At 43.8% G+C, this 17777-nt stretch carries 16 protein-coding genes and 1 riboswitch; of the genes, 15 read left to right on the top strand and 1 reads right to left on the bottom strand.

Translation table 11 applies throughout. The features are described from left to right. Positions 1 to 126: 126 nt before the first annotated feature. The 15 genes from C5695_RS07820 (at position 127) to C5695_RS07890 (ending at position 16021) form a co-directional block, all read left to right on the top strand. On the top strand, positions 127 to 1050 hold the full coding sequence (locus tag C5695_RS07820) for an aspartate carbamoyltransferase catalytic subunit (protein ID WP_117730240.1): 924 nt from the start codon (positions 127 to 129) through the stop codon (positions 1048 to 1050). Beyond that, positions 1034 to 2320 carry a dihydroorotase gene (locus C5695_RS07825; RefSeq protein WP_117730241.1) on the top strand — a complete coding sequence of 429 codons (1287 nt, stop codon included), beginning with the start codon at positions 1034 to 1036 and terminating at the stop codon, positions 2318 to 2320. Before C5695_RS07820 ends, C5695_RS07825 begins: the two co-directional genes overlap by 17 nt. After that, the gene (locus C5695_RS07830) at positions 2317 to 3411 is read left to right on the top strand and encodes a carbamoyl phosphate synthase small subunit (RefSeq protein ID WP_117730242.1); all 1095 of its coding nucleotides are present in this window, start codon (positions 2317 to 2319) and stop codon (positions 3409 to 3411) included. The genes C5695_RS07825 and C5695_RS07830 overlap by 4 nt, the downstream gene beginning before the upstream one ends. After that, positions 3396 to 6611, top strand: a complete 3216-nt coding sequence (carB, locus tag C5695_RS07835; protein ID WP_117730243.1) for a carbamoyl-phosphate synthase (glutamine-hydrolyzing) large subunit — start codon at positions 3396 to 3398, stop codon at positions 6609 to 6611. The genes C5695_RS07830 and carB overlap by 16 nt, the downstream gene beginning before the upstream one ends. Then, a complete protein-coding gene (locus C5695_RS07840) occupies positions 6608 to 7384 on the top strand; it encodes a dihydroorotate dehydrogenase electron transfer subunit (protein ID WP_117730244.1) in 777 nt (258 codons plus the stop codon). Before carB ends, C5695_RS07840 begins: the two co-directional genes overlap by 4 nt. Continuing rightward, the gene (locus C5695_RS07845; protein ID WP_117730245.1) at positions 7378 to 8310 is read left to right on the top strand and encodes a dihydroorotate dehydrogenase; all 933 of its coding nucleotides are present in this window, start codon (positions 7378 to 7380) and stop codon (positions 8308 to 8310) included. The genes C5695_RS07840 and C5695_RS07845 overlap by 7 nt, the downstream gene beginning before the upstream one ends. Continuing rightward, on the top strand, positions 8282 to 8986 hold the full coding sequence (gene pyrF / locus C5695_RS07850; protein ID WP_117730246.1) for an orotidine-5'-phosphate decarboxylase: 705 nt from the start codon (positions 8282 to 8284) through the stop codon (positions 8984 to 8986). The genes C5695_RS07845 and pyrF overlap by 29 nt, the downstream gene beginning before the upstream one ends. A gap of 7 nt (positions 8987 to 8993) precedes the next feature. Beyond that, on the top strand, positions 8994 to 9632 hold the full coding sequence (pyrE, locus tag C5695_RS07855; protein ID WP_117730247.1) for an orotate phosphoribosyltransferase: 639 nt from the start codon (positions 8994 to 8996) through the stop codon (positions 9630 to 9632). 340 nt (positions 9633 to 9972) lie between these two features. Then, positions 9973 to 10075, top strand: a riboswitch (SAM riboswitch). Between the two features lie 235 nt (positions 10076 to 10310). After that, entirely contained in the window at positions 10311 to 11012 is a 702-nt protein-coding gene (locus C5695_RS07860; protein WP_117730248.1) for a phosphoadenylyl-sulfate reductase, read from the top strand. Between the two features lie 13 nt (positions 11013 to 11025). Beyond that, a complete protein-coding gene (locus C5695_RS07865; protein WP_117730249.1) occupies positions 11026 to 12090 on the top strand; it encodes a sulfate permease in 1065 nt (354 codons plus the stop codon). 57 nt (positions 12091 to 12147) lie between these two features. After that, positions 12148 to 13284: a sulfate adenylyltransferase gene (sat, locus tag C5695_RS07870; RefSeq protein ID WP_117730250.1), complete on the top strand. Its 1137-nt coding sequence runs from the start codon at positions 12148 to 12150 to the stop codon at positions 13282 to 13284. A gap of 14 nt (positions 13285 to 13298) precedes the next feature. Beyond that, positions 13299 to 13892, top strand: a complete 594-nt coding sequence (cysC, locus tag C5695_RS07875) for an adenylyl-sulfate kinase (RefSeq protein ID WP_117730251.1) — start codon at positions 13299 to 13301, stop codon at positions 13890 to 13892. A 28-nt stretch (positions 13893 to 13920) separates the two neighbouring features. Further along, positions 13921 to 14676, top strand: coding sequence for a uroporphyrinogen-III C-methyltransferase (gene cobA / locus C5695_RS07880; RefSeq protein ID WP_117730252.1), 756 nt, complete (start codon positions 13921 to 13923; stop codon positions 14674 to 14676). Positions 14677 to 14751: 75 nt separating this feature from the next. Continuing rightward, a complete protein-coding gene (locus C5695_RS07885; RefSeq protein WP_117730253.1) occupies positions 14752 to 15537 on the top strand; it encodes a sirohydrochlorin chelatase in 786 nt (261 codons plus the stop codon). Beyond that, positions 15518 to 16021: a precorrin-2 dehydrogenase/sirohydrochlorin ferrochelatase family protein gene (locus C5695_RS07890; RefSeq protein ID WP_117730254.1), complete on the top strand. Its 504-nt coding sequence runs from the start codon at positions 15518 to 15520 to the stop codon at positions 16019 to 16021. The genes C5695_RS07885 and C5695_RS07890 overlap by 20 nt, the downstream gene beginning before the upstream one ends. A 30-nt stretch (positions 16022 to 16051) precedes the next feature. Here C5695_RS07890 and C5695_RS07895 read toward each other — a convergent pair whose 3' ends face one another. After that, positions 16052 to 17761 carry an Rqc2 family fibronectin-binding protein gene (locus tag C5695_RS07895; protein WP_117730255.1) on the bottom strand — a complete coding sequence of 570 codons (1710 nt, stop codon included), beginning with the start codon at positions 17759 to 17761 and terminating at the stop codon, positions 16052 to 16054. Between the last annotated feature and the right edge of the window lie 16 nt (positions 17762 to 17777).

Consider the following 17777-nt stretch of genomic DNA (forward strand, 5'->3'; position numbering starts at 1 on the left):
GACAAGGGTTCTAAAATGAGCAGAATGCACGAACGTGCCGCTGCTTCTTTTGGAGAACCCTAAGCTGCCGAGGCTTAGGGTTTTTTTGAACCTGAAAGTGATGAAAAACTAGAGGGGGAAGAAAAAATGAATGATCTATCGACAATGAGCAGCTTATCTAAAGAAGAGATTTTACAGCTAATTGAAGAAGCAACGGCTCTCAAACAGGGGAAGCAAGAGCTTGGTTTAGCGGGAGAATTTGTAGCAAATCTCTTCTTTGAACCAAGCACAAGAACACGATTTAGCTTCGAAGTCGCCGAAAAGAAACTGGGGATGAATGTACTGAGCTTAGATGCGGCAAGCACCTCCGTTCAAAAAGGCGAAACCCTATACGATACGGTAAAAACGCTTGAATCCATCGGTGTGAAAGCTTGTGTGATCAGAGACAGCACCGATGAATATTACAACGAGCTAATCGGGAAAGTTGGGATTCCCATCATCAATGCTGGAGATGGCTGCGGGCAGCACCCGACCCAATCACTGCTTGACCTAATGACCATCTATGAAGAGTTTGGCGGCTTTGAGGGCTTAACGATTTCGATACATGGAGACATCAAGCATAGCAGGGTGGCAAGGTCGAATGCTGAAGTACTCTCAAGGCTCGGAGCGACAGTCCTTTTCTCAGGGCCTGCTTCCTTCCAAGATGAGCAAAACCCTCACGGAACGTATGTCCAAGTAGACGAAGCCATTAGACAATCTGATGTGGTGATGCTGCTTAGAATTCAGCATGAACGGCATGCTGAAAAAATGGGCAGTGAAGATTACTTATCGACTTATGGATTAACAGTAAACAGGGCAAACAACATGAAAAAACGAGCCATTATCATGCATCCAGCACCAGTAAACAGAGGTGTGGAGATAGATGATTCTTTAGTAGAATCCAAGCAGTCACGAATTTTTAAGCAAATGGAAAATGGCGTTTATGTCCGAATGGCCGTATTAAAAAGAGCTTTTCAAAATAGCAGACTACATCAAAAAGGGAGAGATTCTGTCTATGTCATATCTCATTAAAAACGGTTTTATCTTAACAAGCACAGGCGAAAAAGTGCAGCAGGATATTAGGGTAGAAGGAAAAGTGATTCAAGCAATTGGTCACTTAGAAAGAGAAGACGGAGAAGAGGTTATTGATGCTAAAGGACTATTTGTGTCACCAGGCTTGATTGATCTGCATGTGCATTTAAGAGAGCCAGGCGGAGAGAAAAAGGAAACGATTGAAACAGGCTCTAAAGCAGCTGCAAGAGGTGGGTATACGACGATTGCAGCTATGCCAAATACACGCCCAGTTCCAGATACAAAAGAGCAAATGGAATGGCTCATGAATCGAATTGAAGAGACCTCTTCTGTGAGAGTACTACCATACGCTTCTATCACAATTAGACAGATAGGGGAAGAGATGACGGACTTTGCAGCACTAAAAGAAGCAGGCGCCTTCGCCTTTACAGATGACGGAGTCGGCATCCAAACAGCAGGCATGATGTACGAAGCGATGAAAAAGGCAGCAAGTCTTGATCAAGCCATTGTCGCGCACTGTGAAGATAACTCGCTCATTTACGGCGGGTGCGTTCATGAAGGGGAATTTTCAAAAGCAAATGAATTAAACGGAATACCGTCCATTTGTGAATCGGTGCATATTGCAAGAGATGTTCTTTTAGCAGAAGCAGCGAATTGTCATTATCATGTATGTCATATCAGTACGAAAGAATCTGTGCGAGTCGTTCGCGATGCAAAAAAAGCTGGTATCCGTGTGACGGCTGAGGTATCACCGCATCACCTGCTTTTATGTGATGCAGATATCCCAGGGCTTGATACGAACTTTAAAATGAATCCGCCGCTTAGAGGAAAAGAGGATCGCGAGGCACTGATCGAGGGACTTTTAGATGGAACGATTGATTTCATTGCAACAGATCATGCCCCGCATACAGAAGAAGAAAAGAACGAAACGATGCAGCGAGCACCTTTTGGGATTGTCGGGCTTGAAACAGCGTTCCCGCTTCTGTATACACGATTTGTTAAAACAGGCGAATGGACATTAAAAGAACTCGTTGATTATATGACGATCAAGCCAGCAGAAGCCTTCTCCCTTCCATATGGAAAACTGGAAGAAGGGCAAACGGCGGATATCACACTCATTGATTTAAACAAAGAAATGGCAATCGATAAAAAAAGCTTCTTATCAAAAGGGCAAAATACACCGTTTGACAAATTGACTGTATCAGGATGGCCGGTCATGACACTTGCATCTGGGAAAGTCGTGTATGAAGAGGGGAGACTAGTAAAATGAAGAGACGCTTAGTGCTAGAAAACGGAACAGTATTCGAAGGAACAGGCTTTGGCAGCTTAGATTCGTCAGTCGGAGAAGTTGTCTTTAATACAGGAATGACAGGCTATCAAGAAATTTTGTCTGATCCATCATACTGCGGACAAATTGTCACGCTTACTTATCCGCTTATCGGCAACTACGGGATTAACCGTGATGATTTTGAATCGATCACACCCTTTGTAAAAGGGCTGATCGTGAAGGAGCTTTGTGAAAAACCTTCAAACTGGCGCTCTTCATACTCACTCGATGAATATTTGAAAATGAAAAATATTCCAGGTCTTAGCGGAATCGATACACGTAAGCTGACGAGAATGATTCGAAGCGCAGGGACTTTAAGAGGGGCGTTTGCAGGACCGGATGAACAAGTGGAAGAGGTAGTTCGCCGCCTTCAAACAATGCAGCTGCCAACTGATCAAGTGAGTCAAGTTTCTGTGAAAAATGCGTATCCAAGCCCAGGAAGAGGAAAAAGAATTGTCCTTGTTGATTTCGGCATGAAACACGGCATTTTGCGCGAGCTGAACAAACGTGACTGTGATGTCATCGTGGTGCCATACAATATCACAGCAGATGAAGTACTGCAATTAAAGCCTGATGGGATCATGCTTTCAAACGGCCCTGGGGATCCTGTTGATGTACCAGAAGCAGTTGAGATGATTCAGCAATTGATTGGAAAGGTTCCGCTCTTTGGCATTTGCCTTGGACATCAATTATTCGCTCTTGCGTGCGGTGCAAGTACTGAAAAAATGAAATTCGGTCATAGAGGCTCAAATCACCCAGTGAAAGAGCTAGCAACCGGCAAGGTGACACTAACATCTCAAAACCACGGCTACACAGTTAGTACCATTAACGAGGACGTGCTTGAAGTCACACATATCGCACTAAATGACAATACAATTGAAGGATTAAAGCATAAAGAAGCACCAGCATTCACTGTCCAGTACCACCCAGAAGCATCACCAGGTCCAGAAGATGCAAACTACTTATTCGACCAGTTCATGGACATGATTCATACAACTGAGAAAGAAGGGGAAGAAGTATGCCAAAACGTGTAGATATCAAAAAGATTTTAGTCATCGGATCAGGTCCAATCATCATCGGTCAGGCAGCGGAGTTTGACTATGCAGGCACACAGGCTTGCTTAGCGCTAAAAGAAGAGGGCTATGAAGTTGTTCTTGTGAATTCCAATCCGGCGACCATCATGACAGATACAGAAATGGCCGATAAGGTATACATCGAACCACTGACACCAGAATTTTTAACACGAATCATTCGAAAAGAACGTCCTGATGCGATTTTACCAACACTTGGCGGACAAACTGGGCTTAATCTTGCTGTTGAATTATCAGACCTTGGCGTATTAGCTGAATGCGGCGTTGAAGTATTAGGAACAAAGCTGTCAGCTATTCAAAAAGCAGAGGACAGAGATTTATTCCGTAATTTAATGAATGAACTAAATGAGCCAGTGCCGGAAAGTGAAATCATCCATAACCTAGAAGAAGCAATGGCGTTTACGAATCAAATCGGTTTCCCTGTCATTGTGAGACCAGCTTATACATTAGGCGGAACAGGTGGCGGAATTTGTACAAATGAGCAAGAATTAAAAGAAATCGTCGAAAACGGTTTGAAGCTGAGCCCAGTCACACAATGTTTGCTTGAAAAAAGTATTGCAGGCTTTAAAGAAATTGAATATGAAGTCATGCGTGATAGCGGTGACCATGCGATCGTTGTTTGTAACATGGAGAACTTTGATCCAGTTGGTATCCACACAGGTGACAGTATCGTTGTGGCGCCAAGCCAAACGTTAAGTGACCGTGAATACCAGCTGCTTCGTAATGTGTCGCTCAAGCTGATCAGAGCACTTGGCATTGAAGGCGGATGTAACGTACAGCTGGCAATTGACCCAGACAGCTTTCAATACTATATCATCGAAGTAAACCCGCGCGTGAGTCGTTCTTCAGCTCTTGCGTCGAAAGCAACGGGTTATCCAATCGCAAAACTTGCAGCGAAAATTGCTGTCGGCTTAACACTTGATGAAATGATGAACCCAGTCACAGGTAAAACCTATGCTGCCTTCGAGCCGGCACTTGACTATATTGTGTCTAAAATTCCGCGCTGGCCGTTTGATAAATTCGAATCTGCCAACAGACGTCTTGGCACGCAAATGAAAGCAACTGGTGAAGTGATGGCGATCGGCCGTACATTAGAAGAGTCACTTCTAAAGGCTGTCCGTTCACTTGAAGCGGACGTGCATCACATTGAATTAAAAGACGAAGCAGACATCACAAACGAAGTGCTTGAAAAGCGGATTATCAAAGCAGGAGATGAGCGTCTGTTTTATATCGCTGAGGCGCTTAGAAGAGGCTATACGGTTGAACAAATACATGAATTCTCAAAAATTGATTACTTCTTCCTTCATAAACTGGAAGGCATCATTACATTTGAAAAAACATTAAAAGAAAACAAAGGCAATACAGACGTACTAAAAGAAGCGAAAGAAAAAGGCTTCTCAGACATCTATATTAGCCGCGAGTGGAAGATGAACGAAGCGGATGTTTACAAGCTGAGACAAGAAGCAGGCATTGTACCTGTCTACAAAATGGTGGATACATGTGCAGCAGAATTTGAATCCGAGACGCCATATTTCTACAGCACGTATGAAGATGAAAATGAATCAGAACGGACAGATAAGAAAAGTGTCATCGTGTTAGGATCGGGACCTATCCGAATCGGACAAGGCGTTGAATTTGATTATGCGACGGTTCATTCTGTGTGGGCAATTAAACAAGCAGGCTATGAAGCAATCATTATTAACAACAACCCTGAAACGGTCTCAACAGACTTTAGTATTTCAGACAAGCTCTACTTTGAACCACTCACTGTAGAAGATGTGATGCACATCATCGATCTTGAGCAGCCTGAAGGAGTCGTCGTTCAATTCGGCGGACAAACGGCAATCAACCTAGCAGATGAATTATCAAATAGAGGGGTGAAGATTCTCGGCACTTCTCTTGAAGACCTAGACCGCGCAGAAAACCGGGACAAGTTTGAACAAACATTAGAAACACTCGGCGTGCCGCAGCCTAAAGGAAAAACAGCTACGTCTGTGCCTGAGGCTGTAGCGATTGCTAATCAGATCGGCTACCCAGTTCTTGTCCGTCCTTCCTACGTATTAGGCGGCCGTGCAATGGAAATCGTTTATCAAGAAGAAGAGCTTCTTCACTACATGGAGAATGCAGTGAAAGTCAATCCGCAGCACCCAGTGTTAATTGACAAGTATTTAACAGGAAAAGAAATCGAAGTAGATGCCGTATCTGATGGGGAAACGGTCGTGATTCCAGGCATTATGGAACATATTGAAAGAGCCGGGGTTCACTCTGGTGACTCGATTGCGGTGTATCCGCCGCAAACATTGTCTGAGGAGATCAAAGCGAAGATCGCAGAATACACGATTAAGCTCGCAAAAGGACTCAACATTATTGGGCTGCTAAACATTCAATTTGTCCTCTCAAAGGGTGAAGTGTACGTACTTGAAGTGAATCCGCGTTCAAGCCGGACAGTTCCTTTCTTAAGTAAAATCACGGGCATCCCGATGGCCAACCTAGCGACAAAAGTCATTTTAGGTGAAAAACTTAAAAACTATGGCTACGAGGAAGGACTTCACACAGAGCAAGAAGGTGTCTACGTCAAAGTTCCAGTCTTCTCTTTTGCAAAACTAAGAAGAGTCGATATTACACTAGGACCTGAAATGAAATCAACAGGTGAAGTCATGGGGAAAGATGTCACAATCGAAAAAGCTCTTTACAAAGGATTAATTGCATCAGGCATTCAAATTCCTAATGACGGAACAGTTCTGCTAACAGTGGCTGATAAAGATAAAGAAGAAGGACTTGAGATTGCAAGAAGGTTCCATTCAATCGGCTATCATATTTTAGCGACAGAAGGAACAGCGAATTACTTAAAACAAGCCTCCATCCCATCAAGTGTTGTTGGCAAAATAGGAGAAGAAGGCAAAAACCTTCTCGATGTCATTCGAAACGGGGAAGCCCAGTTTGTCATCAACACTCTGACAAAAGGAAAACAGCCAGCAAGAGACGGCTTTAGAATCAGACGTGAAGCTGTTGAAAATGGTGTGGCATGCCTCACGTCACTAGATACAGCAGAAGCCATTTTAAGAGTGCTGGAAAGCATGACATTTAGAGCGGACGAAATGCCAGAAGTGAAAACGAATGCTGAGGTGACAGTAACGATATGAAAAAAGCATACTTGACGGTCGTCTCAAACCGAGAGATCGCTGATCATATTTACGAAATGACATTAAAAGGTGACCTTGTGGACTCCTTTCAAACGGCTGGACAATTTCTTCATATCAAGGTCAGTGAATCCATGACACCGCTGCTGAGAAGACCGATCAGTATTGCAAACATTCATGCCGAGAAACAAGAAGCGACCATCATTTACCGCGCAGAGGGAGAGGGCACAAAGCTCCTTTCCCAAAAGCGGGAGGGAGCGTCTGTCGATGTATTAGGACCGCTCGGAAACGGATACGACCCTACAGTAGTTCAGTCAGGTCAGACAGCATTACTAGTCGGTGGTGGAATTGGTGTGCCGCCTCTATATGAACTGTCCAAGCGTTTAACGAAAAAAGGTGTCACCGTCAAGCATGTCCTCGGATTTCAATCGAAAAAGGATGTATTTTACGAGGAGAAATTCCAAGCACTCGGAGATACATTTATCGCAACAGTTGATGGAACTTATGGCTCTAAGGGCTTCGTGACAAGTGTCATCGAAGAGAACAATTTGAGCTTTGATGTCATGCTTTCCTGCGGACCGACACCTATGTTAAAGGCACTAAAAGACTCTTACCCAGATAAACCTGTCTACATTTCAATGGAAGAACGGATGGGGTGCGGAATTGGTGCATGCTTTGCTTGTGTCTGTCATACCGACCAGCACGAAAAGCCATACGTCAAAGTCTGTCTGGATGGGCCTGTTTTTAAAGCAGAGGAGGTGGCACTGTCATGCTAAATGTTGAGTTACCCGGCTTATCTTTAAAAAATCCAATCATTCCTGCATCGGGCTGTTTTGGATTCGGCAGAGAATTTGCTTCATTATATGATCTATCCTTACTTGGCGGTATCATGATCAAGGCCACAACCCTTGAACCGAGATTTGGTAATCCAACACCAAGGGTAGCGGAGACAGGAGCCGGTATGCTCAATGCAATCGGCCTTCAAAATCCAGGACTAAAAGGCGTGCTTGAAAATGAATTACCTTGGCTAGAGCAGTTTGATACGCCTATTATTGCAAATGTCGCTGGCTCACAGGTCGATGATTATGTCGAAGTAGCCAAACAAATCAGTCAAGCAAAAAATGTCCATGCCCTTGAACTGAATATTTCGTGTCCGAATGTTAAAACAGGCGGAATTGCCTTTGGTACAGATCCACGTATGGCTGCATCATTGACAAAAGCGGTGAAAGACGTTTCTTCCGTTCCTGTCTATGTCAAACTGTCTCCAAACGTAGCCAACATTGTAGAGATTGCTCAAGCAATTGAATCTGCTGGGGCGGATGGACTCACGATGATTAACACGTTAATCGGTATGCGTTTAAATTTAAAAACGGGGAAACCAATACTTGCCAATAAAACAGGCGGATTATCAGGCCCTGCTGTAAAACCTGTCGCTGTGCGCATGGTACATGAGGTCAGTCAAGCGGTTTCTATCCCAATTATCGGAATGGGCGGCGTGCAAAGTGCTGAAGATGTACTTGAATTTTTATTAGCAGGTGCGAGTGCAGTAGCTGTTGGCACAGCCAATTTTGTGAACCCATTTATTTGCCCAGAAATCATTGAAGAACTGCCAAATGTATTAGCAGCTTATGGCTATTCATCTGTAGAGGAATGTATCGGAAGGAGCTGGAAACATGAAGCACTTGCCCATCATCGCGCTTGATTTTCCATCAGGGCGGGAGGCGCTCGCTTTTTTAGAACCCTTTGAAGGAACACCATTATTTGTGAAGGTCGGCATGGAACTATTTTACCAAGAAGGACCAGCCATCCTGGATGCGCTTAAAGAAAAAAATTGCCGCATTTTTCTCGATCTGAAATTACATGACATACCAACAACAGTGCAAAAAGCTATGACCAGGCTTGCAGCACTTGGCGTCGATTTGGTCAATGTGCATGCAGCTGGCGGGAAACATATGATGCAGGCTGCGTTAGAAGGGCTTGACAGCGGAACACCTGCTGGAAAAAAACGCCCAGGCATTATTGCAGTGACTCAGCTGACGAGTACGTCAGAAGACATGATGAGAAGCGAATTACTCATTGACCGGCCGCTGCAAGAGACTGTCATCCGGTACGGTCAATTGGCATATGAAAGTGGACTAGACGGTGTTGTTTGCTCTGTACATGAATCTAAAGCCCTTCATGAGCACATCTCACCTTCCTTTCTCACTGTCACGCCGGGGATACGCTTACAGAATGATCAAACTGATGACCAAAAGCGTGTGGCGACTCCTGCCTATGCAAAAGAGCAGGGGGTTTCGCAAATCGTTGTCGGAAGATCGATCACGAAAGCTGAAACACCATTTTTAGCCTATCATCAAATTTTGAAAGAGTGGGAGTGACTGCCAGATGAAAACAAAAATCGCTAAACACCTATTACAAATCAAAGCGGTCTCATTAAAACCAGACGAACCGTTTACATGGGCAAGCGGTATCAAATCACCGATCTATTGTGACAACCGCCTGACCTTATCCTACCCAGAGGTGAGACATGACATCGCTGAAGGTCTTAAAGAGTTGATTCTCACTCATTTTGAAGGAGCGGAGGTTGTTGCTGGTACAGCAACAGCAGGCATCCCGCATGCAGCTTTAGCGGCTGACCGTTTGAACGTACCGATGTGTTATGTCAGAAGCAAGCCAAAAGCACACGGTAAAGGAAATCAAATTGAAGGCGCCGTATCGCCAGGTCAAAAGGTTGTCGTTGTTGAAGACTTGATTTCCACTGGAGGCAGTGTGCTTGAAGTCGTCGCTGCTCTTCAAGAAGAGGGCTGTGACGTACTAGGTGTTGTGGCGATCTTCACATACGGACTGCCAAAAGCTACGGAAGCTTTTCAAGAGAAAAACATGCCATATGTCACACTAACAGATTATGATACATTGACAGACGTAGCACTAGAACTGAAAGCGATCGAGCCTTCTGCTATGAATAAACTAAAGCGCTGGAGACAAAATCCTTCCTCTGAATCTTGGATGGAAGAAACGGTCTAACAAGCTGTGCCTAACCGCACAGCTTTCAGCGTGTAGACAAACCCTCGCATTCTTTGTCAGTCCTGCGCGCCGGTGCTCACGAATGTCAAATTCGCTCCGCTCCGGTGCTCGTCCTTCCTAGACTTCAAAGGTTTTCTATCACGCTGAAAAGAAGACAAAGGGCTAAAATAAAAGTCATTTTAGCCCTTTGTCAACAATCTGAAAGCTGTGCTTAACTGCACAGCTTTTTCATTTGGTTAAAAATAGGAAAATGGACTCATTTTTTAATAATAACTAATCCTATCAATAAAGTCGGGTTGACTTTTGTTTGAATTGTGTTAATATTTAATACAAATTAAAACTCTTATCCAGAGAGGTGGAGGGACTGGCCCGATGAAACCCGGCAACCTGCGATTTGCAAGGTGCTACTTCCTGCAAAATGACTCTATTTTGAAAGATAAGGAAATCGTGAGCTTCCTCATCTTTCTTTCGGACTGAAAGAAAGTTTTTTTATTTTCACGATGAGGAAGAAGAGACCTGGATAGAGACTTAGTGAAGCATTTGCATCGACTGATTGGGGGAGACTTCGGCTCAGTTACGCTGATTTTGTAAAACGGTCCAGTAATGCAAGTGTCAAAAACGAAAAATTTGGTTGAAGTAGTGCGGAGAGATGAGCGGTACTCCGAAAGGGGAGAAACAATGTTAACTTATGAAAATTGGCAAGAACCGTCCATTACATTTCAAGAGGATGATTTGTATAAAGGGGCCCTGTCTGTGCTGAAATGGGCGTATGGTCATTATGGTGATCAGCTCGTTTATGCATGTAGCTTCGGTATTGAAGGCATCGTCCTCATTGATCTGATTGCGAAAGTAAAAAAGGATGCAAGAATTGTCTTTTTAGATACAGGTCTGCATTTTAAGGAAACGTACGACACAATTGATGCAGTAAAGGAAAGGTACCCGGGTTTAGACATTGTGCTGAAAAAACCTGAGCTGACGGTTGAGCAGCAAAACGAGCAGCATGGTGATCAGTTATGGAAAACGGACCCTCAAAGCTGCTGCCATATGCGCAAGGTCATTCCTTTGCAAGAAGCGCTATCAGGCTATCCGGCATGGCTTTCTGGCTTACGAAGAGAACAGTCACCAAAACGAGCAGAAACGAACTTTTTAAATAAGGATGAAAAATTCAAATCAGTGAAAGTATGTCCGCTTATCCACTGGACGTGGAAGGACATATGGAGATACGCGTCTAGAGAGGATCTTACTTATAACCCGCTGCATGACCAAGGATATCCAAGTATCGGCTGTGCTCCATGTACGCAGCCAGCATTTACTGCGGAAGATCTCCGTTCAGGCAGATGGTCAGGCACAGCGAAGACAGAGTGCGGATTACATGAGTAAGGGAGCTTAATGTATGGAAATCGCCGCAATTTTATTTAGTTTATTTTTTGCTCTAAACATTGGCGCGAGCGGGGCAGCTGCTTCTATGGGCATTGCATATGGATCAGGTGCTATTCAAAAGCCCATTTATGCACTTGGCGTTTGTGCAGTTGGGATAGTAGCAGGTTCAGTTATTGGCGGTGGTGAAGTCGTCAAAACGATCAGCTCTGGGATTATGCCGGAATCTGTGATCACACTAGAAATCGTTTGTATCATTATAGGTTCTGCCGCATTATCACTCTTCATCGCCAATTTATTGGCCATCCCTTTATCAACGAGTGAGGTCACAGTAGGTGCTGTTGTTGGCGTTGCGGTAGCATATAAAGTATTGTATGTGAAATCCATTTTAGTCATTGTGTCATTTTGGATCATCATTCCTATCGTTGCTTTTCTTTTTACATTCGCTGTCGTCAAAATCATCAGAATGTTCCCGAAACGAACCTTGTCAAAAAAAAGCACCATGATTTTATCGATTGTCTTGATTATGAGTGGATTTCTAGAAGCGTTTTCTGCTGGGATGAACAACGTCGCCAATGCTGTAGGCCCTCTTGTTGCCTCAGGCATTTTATCCGTTGGGCAAGGAACGCTTTATGGTGGACTTTTCGTTGCACTGGGTGCCCTTGTATTAGGAAGACGAGTGCTTGAAACAAACGGCAAGAAAATCACCCGCTATCAAACAGGCGAAGGCATTTTGTTATCAAGTACCGGTGCAGGACTTGTCATTGTTAGCTCTATTTTTGGGCTGCCAGTTCCGCTTACCCAAATCACTTCCTCGTCTATCATAGGGCTTGGAATGGCAAAAGGCGGACCCAACATTTTTCATAAACATGTGGTGAAAAAAATGCTAAAAGTGTGGGTGGTGTCCCCCTTTTTATCACTCAGTCTATCGTATTTGCTTGTGAGCCTTTTCTTAAAAGGTGACTATTATTCTATCTTTATCATGATGAGTGTACTGTTTGCCTCACTTGGAGCGCTCAGTCTGATGAAGGCTGTCAAAAATGAAAGCAGCTCGATCCATGAACAGGGCGGCGGGATTTAATATTAAATCCGACTATTAACATCTACTAAATATGAACATTGAGAGGAAGATGAACAAATGAGTTTAACACCACATGGTGGCGTATTAATAAATCGAGTAAATGAAGAATATGATCTCAGCACAGTTGCGAAGGAAATTGAATTAGATGCCATCTCCTTTGCAGATCTTGAACTCATTGCAATTGGCGGGTATAGTCCAATTGAAGGGTTTTTAACAAAAGCTGATTATGAAGCAGTTGTGAGTAATATGCGGCTAGCAAGTGGTGTCGTTTGGTCTCTCCCGATTACACTGCCAGTGACAAAAGAAAAAGCAGCAGAAATCCATCAAGGCGATATTGTGCGTCTCTCATACAATGGAACTGTATATGGCGTGATTGAAGTAGAGGATCAATATACACCAGATAAGGAAAAAGAAGCGGTGAATGTATATAAAACAGATGACCGTAATCATCCAGGTGTAAAAAAATTATTTGAACGCGGTGACACATACATTGGTGGTAAAATTACACTGACGAAACGAAGCGAAAAACCGTTCCCTCAATTTACGTATGAGCCGGAAGAAACAAGACGTCATTTCAAAGAGAACGGCTGGAAAACCATCGTTGGTTTCCAAACGAGAAACCCTGTTCACCGTGCCCATGAGTATATTCAAAAAACAGCACTAGAAACAGTCGATGGCCTGTTTTTAAATCCGCTTGTTGGTGAAACAAAATCAGATGATATTCCGGCAGACGTGAGAATGAAAAGCTACCAAGTGTTATTGGATGGGTATTATCCAAAGGATCGCGTCTTTTTAGGTGTTTTTCCTGCGGCAATGCGTTATGCTGGTCCAAAGGAAGCAATCTTTCATGCGCTTGTTCGTAAAAATTACGGCTGCACTCACTTTATTGTTGGAAGAGATCATGCAGGTGTTGGTGATTATTACGGCACATACGAGGCGCAGGAACTATTTGATCAATTTTCAAGCGAAGAAATTGGCATTACGCCATTAAAATTTGAACATAGCTTTTATTGTAATACATGTGAAGCAATGGCAACACCAAAAACATGTCCTCACGATAAAAGTGAGCATGTCATTCTCTCAGGTACAAAGGTTCGGACGATGCTGAGAAACGGAGAATTACCACCAAGCACGTTCAGCCGAAAAGAAGTTATTGAAACGTTAATTGAAGGATTAAAAACGACGGTATCTTAATGGGAGGGTATAACATGAGCAACGAACATATTGTGTGGCATGATTCATCTATTACGAAAAAAGAATATCAACAGAAAAACAATCATACGAGTGGCATTATCTGGCTTACAGGCCTAAGTGGATCAGGTAAATCAACGATCGCCAATGCAGCGGCTAGAGAGCTGTTTGAACAAGGCTATCAAGTCACAGTTCTTGATGGCGATAATGTGCGGCATGGACTAAATAAGGATTTAGGGTTTTCAGATGATGACAGAAAAGAGAACATCCGCCGCATCGGAGAAGTGGCGAAATTATTTGTTGAGCAAGGAACGATTGTCATCACAGCATTTATTTCTCCATTTCAAGAAGACCGCCATATTGTCAGACAGCTAGTTGAAGCGGGAGAATTTCACGAAGTGTTTGTGAAATGTGATCTAAATGTATGCGAAGAGCGTGATCCAAAGGGTTTATATAAAAAGGCTAGAAATGGAGAAATTCCATTTTTTACTGGAATTGATTCGCCGTATGAAGAGCCTGCTGCGCCTGAGCTCTTACTAGATACAGGTGAATTATCTCGTGAAGAGTCCAAGCAGCGTCTCGTTGATTATGTAAAGGGAAGAGCGAAATAATCGCCTGATGGCAGGGGGAGAAAGCACGATGGGGAACGTATACATTGTGGGTGCTGGACCTGGGGATCCAGACTTAATTACATTAAAAGCCCTTAAGGCAATACAGCAGGCAGATGTCATTTTATATGATCGTCTTGTCAATCAAGAAATACTCGCCCACGCCAAACCCGAGGCGGAATTAATCTATTGCGGCAAGCTGCCGAATCATCATACGATGAGACAGGAAGCCATCAATGAAGCACTTGTGGGCCATGCAAAGGGGGGGAACGTCGTCGTTCGGCTGAAAGGCGGCGACCCCTTCGTATTTGGCCGAGGCGGTGAAGAAATCGAATGCTTAGCTGAGCACGGGATTCCATATGAAGTCGTCCCTGGAATTACCTCTGGTATTGCAGCGGCAGCTTATGCAGGCATTCCAGTGACGCACCGTGAATTTAGCTCAAATGTCGCATTTGTCACGGGGCACTATCAGAAGGATGAACATTTTGAAGAAAAATGGGAGGCGCTGGCTACGGGGATTGATACCCTTGTGATTTACATGGGCGTCAAAAACGTGGAAAGAGTGCAGCGGCTTCTTTTGAAGAATGGACGGGACCCTGAAACGCCAGCAGCGTTTATACACTGGGGAACCACGACGAGACAAAAGACGACCTGCTGCACTGTGGCGACACTATCAGAAACCGTTGAAAAAGAAGGCATCGAGCATCCAAGCTTGATTGTTGTTGGAGATGTCGTTCATTTTCACCAAAAGCTGAACTGGTTTGAACCCGCCTTCATTGAGAAATGAGAATGATAGAGAAAAGACACGTATATTTATCGTGTCTTTTCGTCTGAACAAAACAAAGTGAGAGGGAGGAGTCATATGAAACAAGCTGTACTTTATGTTGGGCATGGCAGCAGAGTAAAAGAAGCGCAAGATAAAGCCATTTCCTTTATGAAAAGCTGTATGCCATTAGTGGAAGCAGATATTCAAGAAATTTGTTTTTTAGAGCTGACAGCCCCTTCTATAGAAGAAGGATTTGAGATGTGCGTGCAAAAAGGAGCTACACAGATTGCAATCGTCCCGCTCCTCCTGTTAACAGCTATGCATGCGAAATCAGATATTCCAGTCGAGATTGAGAAAGTACACAAGCGTTACCCGGAAATCAAGGTCACATACGGAAAACCAATTGGGGTCAATCAAGAAGTGACAAAAGCAGTTGCCGCAAGAATTGAAGAGGCAGGATATCAAGGCGAGAAAGCGCGAATTCTATTAATTGGTCGCGGAAGCTCTGATCCAGATGTGAAGCGGGATGTGTTTGGCATTGCGGACGATGTCCGGCGCCTGCTGCCCCTTGCAGAGGTCTTGCCATGTTTTATTACGGCATGTGAGCCGAATTATCGAGATGTTCTTACGCAATTAACAGTAGACGATGAAACACCTGTCTACCTCGTTCCTTACCTGTTGTTTACGGGTATTTTAATGAAAGAGATTGAAAGCGAAGCCGCTCAGGCGAGAAAGAGGCTGAAAGATGTCCGGGTATGCCGGTATATTGGCTTTCATCCGCATGTAAAAGCAGCTTATATTGAACGAGTGCAAGAAACCATTTTAAACAAAGATGATGCGTTTCATTTCCAAGGAGACAGCCATGCTTCCAGTCCATCTTGATTTAAGAAATCAACAAGTACTTATTGCCGGCGGCGGACAAATAGCCGCAAGAAGGGCAGAAGCGCTATGTATAGAGCCTTGCCGCATCACCATCGTAAGTCCTAACATTTCAAAAGAGATGGCACGTCTCATTGATACATACGAACTCAATTGGAAGGAAAAGAAAGTGGATGCTGAAGATTTGGAGGATGCATTTTTCATTGTCGCTGCCACAAATGATCCATCGGTAAATGAATGGATTGCACAAACAGCACGCCCTCACCAGCTCGTGAATTGTGTGAGCCAATCAGAGCTCGGCAATGTGATCGTGCCGAAGGTGGTCAAAGCAGGGAAAGTGACGATTTCGGTGTCTACAAGCGGCGCGAGCCCAGCCCGGACAAAACAGCTGGCAGCGGAAATTGAGACCTTGCTTGAACAAGAGGATGTAGACGCGCTTGACGCTCTTTATATCGAAAGAAAAAAACGACAAAGAAAAAGCCGATAAAACCTCTTGTCAGGATTTTATCGGCTTTTATTATTTTCGCAGCTTTAGGACCACATCTTCGTCAGGTGTGACAAATAATGTTTGCTGCTGATCATACGTCACAAAACCTGGCTTTGCTCCATTTGGTTTTTTCACATGCCTGATTTTCGTATAATCGACCGGGACGGAGCTCGACTCTTTTGCCTTTGAGAAATATGCGGCAATTTGAGCCGCTTCAAGCAGTGTCTCTTCGTCAGGTGCTTGATGACGGATGACGACATGTGAGCCAGGGATATCCTTTGTGTGCAGCCAAATATCATCACGGGCAGCCGCCTTTGTAGTCAGATACTCGTTTTGTTTGTTGTTTTTTCCGACTAAGATCGGAATACCTTGAGACGATTCATATGTTTCAAGCTGAATGGCCGCCGGTTTTTTCTTTTTTGCGTTGCGCTTTTGCTTGGCGCGCAAATATTTTCCTTCAACAAGCTCTTCTCTCATTTCCTCTAAATCCTTCGGTGAGGCAGAGGACAGCTGCTGAATCAGCTCTTCAAAATAAGCAATCTCTTCATGTGTCCGCTCAATTTGTTCATTGACCGCTTCTACTGCATTTTTTGCCTTTTGGTATTTTGTGAAATACCCTTGTGCATTTTCAGAAGGAGTTTTGTTTGATTTAAGAGGGATCGTAATCTCTCCGCCTTCTTCATCGTAATAATTGATGACAGTCGCTTCTTTATCCCCTTTTTTGATGGCATATAAATTGGCGGTTAACAATTCGCCATAGAGCTGATATTTATGCGCATTTTGCGATTCTTCAAGGGTTCTGTTTAGTTTTTTGAGCTTGTTTTCATTCTTCTTCTTCTCATTTACGACAAATCGTTCAAGGTCAGACGCTTGTTGTTTCACTCTGTCTCTTTCAGCTTTGCCGAAATAAAAGCGGTCAAGCAGTTGGCTGAGAGAGTCGAATGTTTTCATTTCACCATCGACATGCTGAAGTTCTAATAAATAGAAATACTCTTTCCCATCTTTTCTTGTCAGCTGAGGGGTAAAGGAGTGCGCGCGAATGAGCTGAAACATCTCGAGCAATGTACTTGGAATTGTTTCTTGATTGGTAAGACCGGCTCTGTGTACCGCTTCCTTTGCAAAGAGCGGAGAAACCCCAGAGAATGTATCGACAATTTGATTCGCGATCTTTCCTTCTTGAAAGCGTAAATGCTTTAAAATATCATCCTTCGTTACTTCAAACGGATTCAATTTTTGCTGCGCAGGGGGCAGGAGATATTCGTGCCCAGGAAGCACCGTTCGATAGCTGTTCACAGATGGAGAGAGATGTTTCAGGCCATCAATGATCTGCTGCGTGTCATCTTCAACAAGAATCAAATTACTATGCCTTCCCATGATTTCAATATAGAGTTTCCGGCTCTGTTCATCACCAATTTCATTGCGGCTTCGCACATGAAGGACGATTACCCGGTCAAATCCAATTTGTTCAAAACGTTCAATGAATCCGCCCTCAAGATGCTTTCTAAGGAGCATGCAGAACATTGGAGGTTCGCTTGGATTGTCATATTGATGCTCTGTGAGCTGCACTCTAGCATAGCTCGGATGAGCGGATAAAAGGAGCTTATGATTTTTTCCGTTTGCCCGGATATGAAAAATCAGCTCATGTTTATATGGCTGATGAATTTTTGAAATTCTTCCACCGGTTAATGTCTCTTGCAATTCATTTGTCATACCATATGTAAAAATGCCGTCAAATGACATGTTAGATACACCCTCT

The sequence above is a fragment of the Bacillus pumilus genome (assembly GCF_003431975.1).
GTDB classification, from domain to species: Bacteria; Bacillota; Bacilli; order Bacillales; family Bacillaceae; genus Bacillus; species Bacillus pumilus_N.